The sequence below is a fragment of the Streptomyces peucetius genome, from assembly GCF_025854275.1.
GTDB lineage: Bacteria > Actinomycetota > Actinomycetes > Streptomycetales > Streptomycetaceae > Streptomyces > Streptomyces peucetius_A.
Genome location: NZ_CP107567.1, coordinates 6827237 through 6840689, shown reverse-complemented (window position 1 = coordinate 6840689; position 13453 = coordinate 6827237). Strand labels below are relative to the sequence as shown.

General features: G+C 73.5%; 11 protein-coding genes. 5 read left to right on the top strand and 6 right to left on the bottom strand.

All coding sequences use genetic code 11. The annotated features are described in order from the left end of the window. Genes argJ through OGH68_RS30880 form a run of 3 tightly spaced genes read left to right on the top strand, consistent with a single transcriptional unit; the run spans position 1 to position 3265 of the window. Complete coding sequence (argJ, locus tag OGH68_RS30890) at positions 1 to 1152, top strand: bifunctional glutamate N-acetyltransferase/amino-acid acetyltransferase ArgJ (protein ID WP_264248617.1); 1152 nt, start codon at positions 1 to 3, stop codon at positions 1150 to 1152. A 17-nt stretch (positions 1153 to 1169) separates the two neighbouring features. Continuing rightward, entirely contained in the window at positions 1170 to 2090 is a 921-nt protein-coding gene (gene argB / locus OGH68_RS30885; RefSeq protein ID WP_264248614.1) for an acetylglutamate kinase, read from the top strand. After that, entirely contained in the window at positions 2087 to 3265 is a 1179-nt protein-coding gene (locus OGH68_RS30880) for an acetylornithine transaminase (RefSeq protein WP_264248612.1), read from the top strand. Before argB ends, OGH68_RS30880 begins: the two co-directional genes overlap by 4 nt. A gap of 98 nt (positions 3266 to 3363) precedes the next feature. On the opposite strand, the gene OGH68_RS30875 is transcribed toward OGH68_RS30880, so the two are convergent. From OGH68_RS30875 to OGH68_RS30850, 6 genes are all read right to left on the bottom strand, one after another. After that, positions 3364 to 3894, bottom strand: coding sequence for a GNAT family N-acetyltransferase (locus OGH68_RS30875; RefSeq protein WP_413471052.1), 531 nt, complete (start codon positions 3892 to 3894; stop codon positions 3364 to 3366). A gap of 108 nt (positions 3895 to 4002) precedes the next feature. Then, positions 4003 to 4791, bottom strand: a complete 789-nt coding sequence (locus tag OGH68_RS30870) for a 4'-phosphopantetheinyl transferase family protein (protein WP_264250367.1) — start codon at positions 4789 to 4791, stop codon at positions 4003 to 4005. 2 nt (positions 4792 to 4793) lie between these two features. Further along, positions 4794 to 6374, bottom strand: a complete 1581-nt coding sequence (locus OGH68_RS30865; RefSeq protein ID WP_264248610.1) for an amidohydrolase — start codon at positions 6372 to 6374, stop codon at positions 4794 to 4796. Between the two features lie 15 nt (positions 6375 to 6389). Continuing rightward, positions 6390 to 7301 carry an ABC transporter ATP-binding protein gene (locus OGH68_RS30860; RefSeq protein ID WP_264248608.1) on the bottom strand — a complete coding sequence of 304 codons (912 nt, stop codon included), beginning with the start codon at positions 7299 to 7301 and terminating at the stop codon, positions 6390 to 6392. Further along, positions 7298 to 8425, bottom strand: coding sequence for a FecCD family ABC transporter permease (locus OGH68_RS30855; RefSeq protein WP_264248607.1), 1128 nt, complete (start codon positions 8423 to 8425; stop codon positions 7298 to 7300). The genes OGH68_RS30860 and OGH68_RS30855 overlap by 4 nt, the downstream gene beginning before the upstream one ends. Further along, complete coding sequence (locus OGH68_RS30850; RefSeq protein ID WP_264248605.1) at positions 8422 to 9489, bottom strand: FecCD family ABC transporter permease; 1068 nt, start codon at positions 9487 to 9489, stop codon at positions 8422 to 8424. Before OGH68_RS30850 ends, OGH68_RS30855 begins: the two co-directional genes overlap by 4 nt. 236 nt (positions 9490 to 9725) lie before the next feature. Here OGH68_RS30850 and OGH68_RS30845 point away from each other — a divergent pair, with 236 nt between their 5' ends. Further along, the gene (locus OGH68_RS30845; protein WP_264248604.1) at positions 9726 to 11423 is read left to right on the top strand and encodes an ABC transporter ATP-binding protein; all 1698 of its coding nucleotides are present in this window, start codon (positions 9726 to 9728) and stop codon (positions 11421 to 11423) included. 113 nt (positions 11424 to 11536) lie between these two features. Further along, the gene (locus OGH68_RS30840) at positions 11537 to 13378 is read left to right on the top strand and encodes an ABC transporter ATP-binding protein (RefSeq protein WP_264248601.1); all 1842 of its coding nucleotides are present in this window, start codon (positions 11537 to 11539) and stop codon (positions 13376 to 13378) included. The last annotated feature ends 75 nt before the right edge of the window (positions 13379 to 13453 follow it).

Here is a 13453-nt window from a genome sequence, read left to right as displayed (position 1 = left end):
GTGACCGTGACCTCTGCCCGGGGATTCCGTGCGAGCGGGGTGAGCGCCGGCATCAAGGAGTCCGGCGGCCCGGACCTCGCCCTGGTGGTGAACCAGGGGCCGTCACAGGCCGCCGCCGGGGTCTTCACCTCCAACCGCGTACAGGCGGCACCGGTGCGCTGGTCGCGGCAGGCGCTCGCCGACGGCCGGCTGTCCGCCGTGGTCCTCAACTCCGGTGGCGCCAACGCGTGCACGGGGCCGACGGGCGAGGGCGACGCACGGCTGATGGCTCAGCGCGCGGCGCGCGCGGTCGGAGCCGGCCCCGACGAGGTGGCGGTGTGCTCCACCGGGCTCATCGGCGTACCGCTGCCCATGGACCGGGTCGTGGCCGGCATCGATGCCGCCGCCGAGGCCCTGTCGCCCGACGGCGGCGAGGCCGCGGCCGTGGCGATCAAGACGACGGACTCGGTGCGCAAGACCGCAGTGGTGTCCCGGTCCGGCTGGACGGTGGGCGGCATGGCGAAGGGCGCGGGCATGCTCGCGCCCGGGCTCGCCACCATGCTGGTGGTGCTCACCACGGACGCCGACGCGAGCGCGCCGCTGCTCGACTCCGCCCTGCGCGCCGCCGTGGCCACCACGTTCGACCGGGTGGACTCGGACGGTTGCATGTCCACCAACGACACCGTTCTGCTGCTCGCGTCGGGCGCCTCGGGCGTGGTGCCTCAGGCCGCTGAGTTCACCGAGGCCGTGCACGCCGTCTGCCTCGACCTGGCAGGGCAGTTGGTGTCGGACGCCGAGGGGGCGTCCAAGGAGATCGAGGTGGCGGTCGTCGGTGCGGCGTCGGAGGCCGATGCCGTGACGGTGGGCCGCTCGGTGGCCAGGAACAACCTTCTCAAGTGCGCGCTCCACGGGGAGGACCCCAACTGGGGCCGGGTGCTGTCCGCGATCGGCACGACGGACGCCGTCTTCGACCCCGACCGGCTGGACGTGGCGATCAACGGCGTGTGGGTCTGCCGGAACGGCGCGGCCGCAGAGCCCCGGGAGGAGGCCGACCTGTCAACGCGCCGGATCACCGTCACGGTCGATCTGCGCTCGGGCGACGCGTCGGCGGTCATCTGGACCAACGACCTCACCGCCGAGTACGTCCACGAGAACAGCGCCTACAGTTCATGAGCGGAGTGAGGACACAGATGCCTGCCGCCGTCGGAGGGCCCGTCGCCGTGGCCGGGCGGCCCGCCGTGGAACCGCCCCGGCCGGCGCAGCTCCGGGGCCGGACGGTCGTCATCAAGTTCGGCGGCAACGCCATGGGGGACGACGCCCTCCAGCAGGCGTTCGCGCGCGACGTCGTGGAGCTGTGGCACGCCGGGCTGCGCCCGGTCGTAGTGCACGGCGGCGGCCCGCAGATCAGCAGGATGCTCGACCGCCTCGGGCTCGAGGTGCGTTTCGAGGCGGGCCTGAGAGTGACCACTCCGGAGGCCATGGACGTGGTCCGGATGGTGCTGACGGGGCGGGTCCAGCGGGAGCTCGTCGGCGCGATCAACGCCCACGGCCCCTTCGCCGTGGGCATGTCGGGCGAGGACGCGCACACCATGACCGCCGTACGCCGCACGGCCCGGGTCGACGGGCGGCCGGTGGACATCGGCCTCGTCGGCGACATCGTGGCCGTGGACCCGGAGACCGTAAGGGCGCTGCTGGACCAGGGCCGTATCCCGGTCGTCTCCCCCGTCGCACGGGGCGCGGACGGGCAGGTCTACAACGTCAACGCCGATCTCGCGGCGTCGGCGCTGGCCGTCGCCCTCGGCGCCGAGCGGCTCGTGGTGCTCACCGACGTCGAGGGCCTGTACGCCGACTGGCCCCACAGCACCGAGGTCATCGAGCGCCTGACGGCCGCCGAACTGGACGAGCTGCTCCCGGGGCTGGCGAGCGGGATGCTCCCGAAGATGGAGGGCTGCCTCCGGGCGGTCCGGTCCGGTGTGGGCCGGGCGGACGTCCTCGACGGCCGGGTGCCGCACGCGGTGCTGAACGGCATCCTCGCCGAGAAGAGCCCCGGGACCACGGTCGTCCCCGACGACGGGCCCCACACCCCCGGCGACGAGGAGGACGGCGCATGACCGCCGAGCACACCATGCCGCTCACCGACCGCTGGGAGGCGGTCATGATGGACACGTACGGCACTCCCCCGGTGGCCCTGGTCGAAGGGGAGGGCAGCCGGGTCCGGGACGAATCGGGGCGCGCCTACACCGACTTCACCGGCGGCATCGCGGTCAACACGCTCGGACACGCCCATCCCGCGGTGGTGGCCGCGGTCGGTGAGCAGGTCGCCCGGCTGGGCCATGTGTCGAACCTCTTCGTCTCCGAGCCGGCGGTCGCTCTCGCGGAGCGGCTGCTCGGCCTGACGGGCCGGCCGGGGAAGGTCTTCTTCGCGAACTCCGGTACGGAGGCGGTCGAGGCGGCCTTCAAGATCGCCCGCCGGACGGGCCGGCCGCGCATCGTGGCGACGGAGGGCGGTTTCCACGGCCGCACCATGGGGGCCCTGGCCCTCACGGGCCAGCCCGCGAAGCGTGACCCGTTCCTGCCGCTGCCCGGCGGGGTGACGCATGTGCCGTTCGGGGACACGGAGGCCCTGCGCGCTGCGGTCACGGAGCAGACCGCCGCGGTCGTCGTCGAGCCGATCCAGGGCGAGGCGGGCGTCGTGCCCGCTCCGGCCGGGTATCTGCGGGCCGCCCGTGAGATCACCCGTGCCTCGGGGAGCCTGCTCGTCGTGGACGAGGTCCAGACCGGTATCGGCCGTACCGGCCGCTGGTTCGCCCATCAGGCGGCGGAGGGGACCGACCCGGACGTGGTGACGCTGGCCAAGGGCCTCGGCGGCGGCCTGCCGATCGGGGCCACCATGGCGTTCGGCCCGGCCGCCGCGCTGCTGGGCCCCGGTCAGCACGGCTCCACCTTCGGGGGCAACCCGGTGACGTGCGCGGCGGGTCTCGCCGTACTGGAGACCGTCGAGGCACAGGGGCTGCTGTCCCGTGCCGTACGGACGGGTGAGCTGCTGCGGCACGGGATCGAGGACCTGAGGCATCCCCTGGTCCGTGAAGTGCGCGGCGCGGGCCTGCTGTTGGGCGTGGAGCTCACCGAACCCGTGGCCCAGCGTGTCCGGCAGACGGCCCAGGACGCCGGATTCCTCGTCAATGCCGCCGGCGCCCAGACCGTGCGGCTGTCTCCGGCTCTGACCGTCACGGAGGTGGAGGTCAAGGAGCTGGTGGCGGCGCTGCCGTCGATCCTCGACGCCTGACGTCCGTACGACGGCGTCAAGAGGGCGGGTTCCCGGGCCGGTTCGGCCCAGGAACCCGCCCTCTCGCTGTCTGGGACGGCGGTCCGGCGCTCCGGCGGTCAGACTCCGCGGGCGAGGACCCGCGCGCCTCGCCGGGGATCCAGCGCCCGGGCCCAGGCCGCCGGGGCCAGGCTCACGGGGGCGGGGGTGAAGCCGTGGCGGAGGAAGAGACGCCCGCTCCCGGTCGTCGCCGTGAACAGCGCCCCGAGCGACTGAGTCCGTGCCCTGGCCAGCGCTGCCCCGAGGAGCCGTGCGCCCAGGCCGCTTCCCTGCCGGTGGCCGGCGACGCAGAAGTTGTAGAGGACGCCGACCGAGCCGTGCCGCTGACCTGCTGCGGGGTGGAGGCGCAGCGCGAGGCATCCCTGGAGGGTGCCGTCGGACGCCTCGGCGACGAGGAAGTCGGCCGCATGGGCGGCGTACACACCGAAGGGCCGCTCGCGCAGTGCCCCCGAGCGGACGAACGGCTCGGAGAGGGCGGCGAGGGCGGCGGCGTCCCCGGGACGCGCCGGGCGCACGGAGACCGGGGAGAGGCAGGGCGGGTGCGGCGCGTGGGACAGCGGTGCGGCAGGGCGCAGGGTGGCCGTGGTCAAGGCGTTCCTTCCTCGGTTCCACCGTGCGGAAAAGGGGCTGGATCGCCACGTGACTCCGGTGAAACAGTCGAGTTGAGGTTAGCCTCACCTAAGTGATTTGACCAAGCCTCACCCGGCGCCGGCGTCGCTGCTCCCGGTACGGACCGCGCAGGCGGCCGCGTAACCCGGGAAGGCGGGCACATCGGTGATCGTCCAGCCGGGGACGGACCCCGGCGCGGCCCCCGTCCCCACGTACGTGACCGAGGGGTCCTCACCCAGGCCGATGCCGACGCCCTTGAGATACGCCTCCTTGCGGGCCCAGCAACGGCCCACCGCGGCCGGACGTGCGGAGGGGGCGAGGGCCGCCAACTCCGCGCGCTCGGCCCGGTGGAGCAGCTCCCCGACCTCCGCCGCGGTCCCGGCCTCGGGCACCGCCTCGATGTCGACGCCGACCGGGGCCTCCGCGAAGGCCAGGAGAACCGCGTCCTCGGCGTGGGAGAGGGAGAAGTGCGGCGACGCGGTGGCCACCGCCGGGCGGCCGTGCGGCTCACCGCAGCCGGGACACGGCTCCCGGATCAGGCGTACGGCCGCCGGGTCCAGACCCAGGTAAGCGCCGAGAAGCAACCGGAGCGCCACATGCCCGACGCGGTACCGATCGCGGTCGGCTGCCCGGACGAAGCCCCGGCACCGGGCCAGTTCCTCCTCGTCCAGCACCGCTTCCCGCGCCGCGGCGCGGTCCTGGTACTCGCTCACCCGGACGATCCACAGCCGCGGTCCTGAGCCGGGCGTCCACGGCGCCGGCAGGGAGGAGTCCCCGCCCAGAACGGCCGGGGACGGCCCCGCCGGCACGGGCCCCGGCCGGTGGTCGCACTCCGGCGCCCCCGGGGTCGCCCGCTGTTCGACGCCGTCCGCTCGCATGGTCACGGCTGGGGCTCCTTCTTCGTGTCCCTGCCGTCCACGAACGTCGTCACGACCTCGATGTCCCCGATCCGAGAGGGATCGACGCGCCGCGGGTCGTCGCCGAGCACCACCAGGTCGGCCCGCTTGCCGGGCGTGAGGCTGCCGGCGCTGTCGTCCCACCGGCAGGCGTACGCGCCGGCGACGGTGTAGGCGCGCAGCGCCTCGTCGACGGAGACGGCCTCGTCCGGTCCGATCGACCGCCCCGAGGTGGAGGCGCGTTCGACCATGAACTGGACGGCCCGCAGTGGCGATCCGTCGGTGACGGGCCGGTCGGAGCTGCCGACGACCGTGACGCCGTGGTCGAGGAACCCCTTGCCCCGGTACATCCACGGGGCCCGTCGCTCCCCCATGACCGTCGCGTAGTCGTCGCCGAAGTAGCGAAGGAAGTTGGGCTGGATCACCGCGCTGACGCCGAGCCGGGCGAAGCGGGGGAGCTGGTCGGGGCGGATCAGCCCGGCGTGCTCGACGCGGTGCCGCGCGTCCGGGCGCGGCCGCAGCTTCTGCGCCTGTTCCAGGGCGTCCAGCGCGAGGTCCGCGGCGCGGTCGCCGATGGCGTGGACGGCGAGCTGCCACCCGGCGAGGTGCCCGTCGACGACGAGGCCGGTGAGGCGGTCCGGGTCGTCCTGGAGCTGCCCGGTGTGCTCCAGGCCCTCGTACGGCTCCGTGAGCGCGGCCGTACGGGCCATCATGCCGCCGTCGGTGTAGATCTTCAGCGCGCCGACGGACAGCCAGTCGTCGCCGAACCCGGTGCGCAGGCCCAGATCGAGGGCGCGCGGGATGCCGTCGTCCCGGTGCGCCCCCAGCGGCCGCAGGGTGTCGGCGCCCGGCATGAGCTGGATCCGCAGGGGCAGCCTGCCCTGATCCCTCAGGAGCTGGTAGGCGCCGAGTTCGACCGGGCTGTGACCCAGCAGGCCGCCACCGATGCCGGCCTCGGCGCAGGCCGTGACGCCTTCGGCGAGGCAGGCGCGGCCGGCGTACTCGATGGCGTCGGCGAGCTCCGCCTGCGAGTACGGCAGGCGCAGCCGCCGTACCGCGGCCATGGCGCTCTCCACGAGCAGGCCGCTGTCGTGCGGGACGTCCGCCGGGAGCAGCTCGAGCACGGCGCTGTTGACGACGCACGCGTGGCCGGAGTCGTGCATCAGGAACACCCGGCGGCCGTGGCTCACCCGGTCGAGCTCGGCAGCGGTCAGATGCCGCCCGAGGGGCCGTTGGTCGTATCCGCCGATGTGCACCCACGCTCCGGGAGCGCTCCTGCGGGAGACCGCCTCCTCCACGGCGGCGAGGACGTCCTCGACGCGTGAGAGGCCGCTGATGCTCGGGGAGCTCGCCTTCAGTCCCGTCCACGCCAGGTGCACATGGCTGTCGATGAAACCGGGCAGCACGGTGGCGCCCTGGAGGTCGACGACCTCGCGTGCTGGCAGCGAGGTCACGGCCTCGTCAAGGCCGACGATCCGGCCCCGCCAGATGCCCAGGTCACGGGCGACCGGGTGATCCTCGTCCATGGTGAGGACGTTCGCGTTCGTCAGCCTCGTGCAGAGCATCAGGGACCGTCCGTCCTAACGTGTTTCGGCCATCACGGTGTCCGCGGCGGCACGGGCGCCGTCCCGGTCGTCCTCCGGCTCGAACCGCCTGGGCGCGGCGGGCACCATCAGCGGCGTGCCGGTCTCCGGGTCGTCGATGATCCGGCAGGGCAGCCCGAACACGTCCTCGACCAGCTCGGCGGTCATGACGGTGGCCGGGTCGCCCTCGGCCGCGACCGTGCCGCCGGGCCGCATGACGACGAGGTGGGTGGCGTAGCGGCACGCCTGGTTGAGGTCGTGCAGCACCGCGACGACGGTGTGCCCCTTGCGGGCGTGCAACTCGGCGCAGAGATCCAGGACTTCCACCTGGTGGGCGATGTCGAGGAACGTCGTGGGTTCGTCCAGCAGCAGGATGGACGTCTGCTGAGCCAGCACCATGGAGAGCCAGACCCGCTGGCGCTGGCCGCCGGACAGGTCGTCGACGGGCCGGTCGGCGAGCTCCAGGACACCGGTCTGACGCATCGCCTCGACGACGGCCGCCTCGTCCTCGGCGGACCACTGCTTGAGCAGCCCCTGGTGCGGGAAGCGGCCGCGGGCCACGAGGTCGCCGGCCGTGATGCCGCCGGGCGCGGTCGAGGACTGCGGGAGCAGCCCCATCCGGCGGGCGACCTCGCGGGAGCGGTACGAGGCAATGGCCGCGCCGTCGAGATAGACCTGTCCTGCGCGGGGCTTGAGCATCCGCGCGAGCGCCTTGAGGAGAGTGGACTTGCCGCAGGCGTTCGGCCCGATGATCACGGTGAAGGAGTGGTCGGGGATGTCGACGCCGAGGTGGGTGGCGACCGTCCGCTGGTCGTAGGAGAGCGTCAGGTCGTCGGCGCGAAGGCGCGGGGCGGGGCGGTTGGCGCCCGCCGTACCGGTCGTCTCGGTCGTCTCGGTGGTTCCAGTCATGCGCGGCTCTTTCGCGACTCGGTGATCAGCAGCCAGATGAGGTACAGCCCGCCGAGGGTGCCGGTCGCCGTGCCCACCGGGAGCAGCGCGGGCGCGAAGACGCGCTGCGCCGCGAGGTCGCTCGCGGCGAGGAGCAGCGCGCCCATGAGCGCGGAGGGCATCAGCATGGGGCCGGAGGAACGGGTGAGTTTCCGGGCGAGTTGGGGCGCGGCCAGCGCGATGAACCAGATGGGACCGGTGACCGCCGTGGCGAAGGCGGCCAGAGCGACGCTGATCAGGAGCAGCACGGTCCGTGTGCGCCCCACATCGACTCCGAGCGCCATGGCGGTGGTGTCGCCCATCTCCACCATGGCGAGCCGGCGGGAGAGGAAGAGGGCGGGCGGGAGCAGGAACGCGACGGCGATGAGGATGGCGTTCGCGTGCGTCCAGCCCCGGTTGCCGAGGGAGCCGATCAGCCACGCCTGGGCCTCCAGCGCCTCCTGCCAGGTCGCCCGGGTGATCAGGTACGAGTTGACGGCCAGCAGCAGGGCGCTCACGCCGATGCCCATGACGACCAGCCGGAAGCCCTGGAGGCCTCTGCCGAGCATGAGGAGGTAGACCGCGCCGGCGGTGGTGAGGCCGCCGATCAGCGCGCCCAGCGCGATCTGCGTCATGCTGCCGTGGAGCACGATGATGACGACGAGCGCCCCGACGGCCGAGCCGTTGGTGAAGCCGATGATGTCCGGGCTGCCCAGGGGGTTGCCCGTCAGGCTCGTGAGGATCGCCCCGCTGACGGCGAGGGCCGCACCCACGCACAGCGCGGTCAGCAGCCGGGGCATGCGCAGGGTGTTGACGATGAAGTCGGCGGCGCCGGAGCCGTTGCCCACCAGGGCCTGGACGACTTCGCCGACGGTCAGCTCGAAGTCGCCGGTGGTGAGGGTGACGAGGACGACGGCGGTGAGCGCGGCGAGCATCACGGCCGTCGCGGCCAGGACGCGTCCCTGGACGCGTACGGACAGCCCGCCCACCCGGGTGCGCAGGACCGTGCCGCTCACGACGCGCGGAAGCCGGGTGGCCCCCCGGTCCCCGTCCCTTCCCGTGGCCTTCTTGGCGGCGGAGGCGTCGGCCTCCCGTACGGCACTCACAGCATGACCAGCTTTCGACGGCGGCACAGCGCGAGGAACAGCGGTGCGCCGATGAACGCGGTGATGATGCCGACCTGGACCTCACCCGGCGCGCCGATCACCCGGCCGAGGACGTCCGCGCCGATGAGCAGGACGGGTGCGAGCAGCATCGAGTACGCCAGCACCCACCGCTGGTCGGGGCCGACGACGAACCGGGCGGCGTGCGGTACGACCAGTCCGACGAACGCGATCGGCCCCGCCGCCGCGGTCGCGGCGCCGCACAGCAGCATGACGCCGACGGCGCCCAGTACGCGGGTCCTGCCGACGTTCAGCCCCAGGGCACGTCCCGTCTGGTCGCCCAGCGCAAGGGCGTTGAGCGAGGGGGCGAGCCCGAGGGCGATCAGGAGGCCCAGGACGACGAAGGGCAGGATGACGTACACGACGTCGAAGTAGCGTCCGGAGAGGGAGCCGACCGTCCAGAAGCGGAACTGGTCGAAGGCCTTCGGGTTGAGCAGCAGGACCGCGGAGTTGAAGGCGTACAGCACCGCGGTCACCGCCGCGCCCGCGACGACCAGCCGGTCCGGTGTGGCCACCTTGCGCCCCGAGGAACCCAGCAGGTAGACCACCACGGACGCGACGGCGGCACCGAGGAAGGCGAACCACACATATCCGAGGACCGAGCCCACCCCGAGGAAGGCGATGGCCACGACCACGCCGGCGGAGGACCCCAGACTGATGCCCAGCAGCCCCGGTTCGGCCAGCGGATTGCGTGTCAGGGCCTGCATGAGCGCGCCGGACAGACCGAGGGCCGTGCCGACGAGCAGCCCGAGGAGCGTCCTGGGGATGCGGTAGTCATGGATGATGATCGAGGTCTCGGACCCGTCGGGGTTCCACAGCGCGCTCCAGGTGGAGGTGAACGGGATACCCCTCGTGCCCACCCACACACTGAGCAGCCCGACCAGGACCAGGGCGCCGAGCACCGCGAGCAGGCCCACTCCCCGCAGAGCCGTGACGGTCCGGCCGGGCCGGGGAACGGCCGGGGCGGCGGTCCGTTCCTCGGGCACCGCCTGGGTTTCGACCGGCAACGACAACTCCCCCTGACGGCGGTTCACATGTACCGCGGGCACCGCTGTGTGCAGACGGACACGGCTTGCAACTTAGGTGAGCCTAACCGAACGTGGATAGTTGGTCAACGCGCTGCCCCGGAGCGGAAGAAGGGGCGCGCGGCCCGTCATCGGCGGCACCGCGGTGGAGACACACCGGGATCGCATGCTTAGAGTAGCCTTACCTAACTTTCTTTGACATCTCCACGGAGGGCCACATGCCAGCGGGAGGACCGACCGGGGGACACGTCCTCCGCAGAGCGATCAGGGGACAACGCCGGCGGGTCGTCACGGCGTCCCTGCTCGGCATGACCCACCAAGGGTGTGAAGCCCTGGTCCCCGTGGTCATCGGCGCCGCCATCGACACGGCAGTGGCCACCGGCTCCTCCGAGGCCCTGCTGCGGTGGCTGCTGGTCCTCGCGGGCCTCTTCCTCGTCCTGTCGACCTGTTACCGGACCAGCGCCCGGATCGCCGAGGGCGCGGGCGAACACGCCGCACACCGGCTCCGGCTGGAACTCGGCGCCCGTGTGCTCGATCCGCGCGGCGGCGCCGACGCGAACCGGCTGCCGGGCGCGCTGACGAGCATCGCCACCAACGACGCGCGCCGCGTGGGCTCGGTGGCGACCGTCCTGGCGTACGGCTGCGCGGCGATCGCGGCACTGACGATCAGCGCGGTGGCGCTGCTGCGGATCTCCGTGCCCCTCGGGCTGCTCGTCCTGCTCGGCATCCCGCCGCTGCTGTGGCTCGGGCACCGGATCAGCCGGCCCCTCGAACGACGCAGCGAGACCGAGCAGGAGAGCGCCGCACACGCCTCCGGCGTGGCCGCCGACCTGGTCTCCGGTCTGCGCGTGCTCAAGGGCATGGGGGCCGAGTCCGCGGCCGTGGCCCGCTACCGCACGACCAGCCAGGACTCGCTCGCCGCGGCCCTGCGCGCGGCCCGCAGCCGGGCCGGCCACGAGGGCGCGGTCCTCGCTCTGACCGGTGTCTTCATCGCGGTCATCGGAATCGTCGGCGCGTATCTCGCGATGAACGGGTCCATCAGCGTCGGCGACCTGGTCGCGGCGGTGGGCCTGGCGCAGTTCCTCCTCGGCCCGTTCCAGCTCCTCACCTACGTCAACGCCGAGTTGGCCCAGGGCCGCGCCTCCGCGCGCCGGATCGCCGAGGTGCTGGACGCGCCCCCCGCCGTGGAGGGCGGAGAGGCGGTCCCGGCGGAGCGGACCGCGGGGCACATCAGACTGCGCGGGGTCTCCTCGGGCACGCTGCGCGCGGTGGACCTCGACATCCGTCCGGGCAGCCTGACCGGCATCGTCACCCGGGACGCGGCCGCCGCGGGCGACCTGCTGCTCTGCCTCGCCAGGGAAGTGGACCCGGCCGAAGGCCTGATCGAGCTCGACGGAGTACCGCTGACGGAGCTCGACCCCGACGGGCTGCGCCGCTCGGTCCTGGTCGCCCACCACGACGCGGACCTCTTCGAGACCAGCCTGCTGGACAACGTACGCGCGGGGGCCGACACCGGCACGATCGCGATCGACGACGCCCTCGCCGCCTCCGCGGCCGACGAGGTCGCCCGGCTGCTGCCCGACGGGGCGGACACCGTGCTCGCCGAACGGGGCCGCTCGCTGTCCGGCGGACAGCGACAGCGCGTCGCCCTCGCCCGGGCGCTCGCCGCCGACCGGTCCGTGCTGGTCCTGCACGACCCGACCACCGCGGTGGACACGGTCACCGAATCCCGGATCGCCGCCCGGCTGCGCGATGTCCGCCAGGGCCGCACCACCGTCCTGATCACGACCAGCCCCGCGCTGCTCGCCGTGACCGACCGGGTGGTGGTCCTCGACGACGGCTTCGTGACGGCCGACGGTCACCACACCGAACTCGTCGCCGACGACGCGTCGTACCGGGCGGCGGTGCTCGCATGACGTCCCTGTACGAAGACCGCACGGGAGAGACAGAAACGCGAGAGACGGACCCGCGCGAGGCGGACCCGCGGGCGACCGACACGCGAGAGACGACGGAAGAGACGGAAGAGTCCATGAGCGGAACCGGCACGCGCCCCACGGACCGCGCGCTCCTGCCGACGGCGACCGGCACGGAGAGCCTGGCGGCGTTCCGGGCCATGCTGCGCGGCCACCGGCTCCTGACGTTCGCCGCCGTAACCGTCCTTGTCGCCGGGACGGCGATCGGCCTGCTGACCGCTCCCCTGCTCGGCCACATCGTCGACCTGGTGGTGGAGCGGCGGGGCTCTCAGGCGCTGACGCTGCCTCTGGTCCTGCTCGTCGTCGTGGCCCTGGCACGCGGCGCCACCGCCGCGATCGGCAGTTCCCTCGTGGCCCGGCTCGGAGAGACCGTACTCGCCGCCGTGCGCGAGCAGTTCATCGAGCGCGCGCTCCGGCTGCCGCTCGACCGCGTCGAGGCGGCGGGCTCGGGAGACCTGGTCTCCCGGGTCACCAGCGATGTGTCCATGATCGCGAAGTCGGTGCGTCAGGCACTGCCGGAGTTCACCCGCTCCGCCCTCACCATCGTGCTGACCCTGGTCGGACTCGCCGTGCTGGACTGGCGGTTCCTGCTCGCCGCCCTGCTGGCGATGCCCGTCCAGGTGCTGTCCGTACGCTGGTACCTGCGCCGGGCCGCCCCCGTGTACGCCGAACACCGCGTCGCCACCGGCGCCCTGCAGCACCAGTTGCTCGACAGCATCGGCGGGGTGCGGACCGTGAGCGCCTTCCGGTTGAACAGCACCCACGCGGCGCTCCTCGAGGGCCGTTCGGCATCGGCACGCGACCTGGCGCTCCGCGGGCTCCACATCGTCACCGGGTTCTTCTCACGGCTGAACCTCGGCGAGTTCATTGGCCTCGCCGCCATGCTCGGCACCGGCTTCCTGCTGGTCGACAGCGGCTCGGTCAGCATCGGTACGGCCACCGCCGCGGCGCTGTACTTCCACAGCCTCTTCAACCCGATCAACGCCACGCTGTTCCTCATCGACGACGCCCAGTCGGCGGGCGCGAGCTTCGCCCGCCTCATCGGCGTGTCGAACCTCCCGGCCGAGAGCGCTGAGAAGGGCGGGAGCGCTCCGGTGGACGGCGCGGTCAAGGTGACCGCTCTCAGCCACGAGTACGTCGCCGGCCGTCCCGTGCTGCGGGACGTCGACCTGGAGGTGCGCACCGGGGAGCGGGTCGCCCTGGTGGGGGCCAGCGGCGCCGGGAAGACCACGCTGGCCAAGGTCATCGCCGGCGTCCACACGCCGGGGAGCGGGTCGATCGCCCTGGGCGGCGTCGACGTCCGCGAGCTGGGCCCGGCCGGCGTGCGGCGCGCGGTGACGCTCATCAGCCAGGAGGTGCACGTGTTCGCGGGACCGCTGGCCGAGGACCTGCGGCTGGCCCGGCCGGAGGCGACGGACGAGGAACTGCGCGCCGCCCTGGCCCGCGTCAGGGCACTGGAGTGGGCCGACGCTTTGCCCGACGGCCTGGCCACGGTCGTCGGCGAGGGCGGGCACCGGCTGACGGTGACCCAGGCGCAGCACCTGGCCCTGGCCCGGCTGGTCCTCGCGGACCCGCCGATCGCCATCCTGGACGAGGCCACCGCCGACGCGGGCAGCGCGGGTGCGCGCGTCCTGGAGGAGGCCGCGCTGCGGGCCCTGGAGGGACGTACGGGCCTGGTGGTCGCCCACCGCCTCCCGCAGGCGGCGACCGCGGACCGTGTCGTCGTCCTCGACCAGGGGCGGATCGTCGAGACCGGCACGCACGACGAACTCGTCGCGGCGGGCGGGCGGTACGCCGCGCTGTGGGAGGCGTGGTCGGACAGCCGGCGGGAGTCGGCGGACGACGAGGCGCCGGGGAAGGGCCTGGACCCGGTCGGCTCCGCCACTCCGGCGGGCTGACGACCGCGCGGCGGACGCGACGACGGGGCGTCCCGGCACCGGGGCACCCTGCCGTCCCGGCACCGAAGCCCCGTC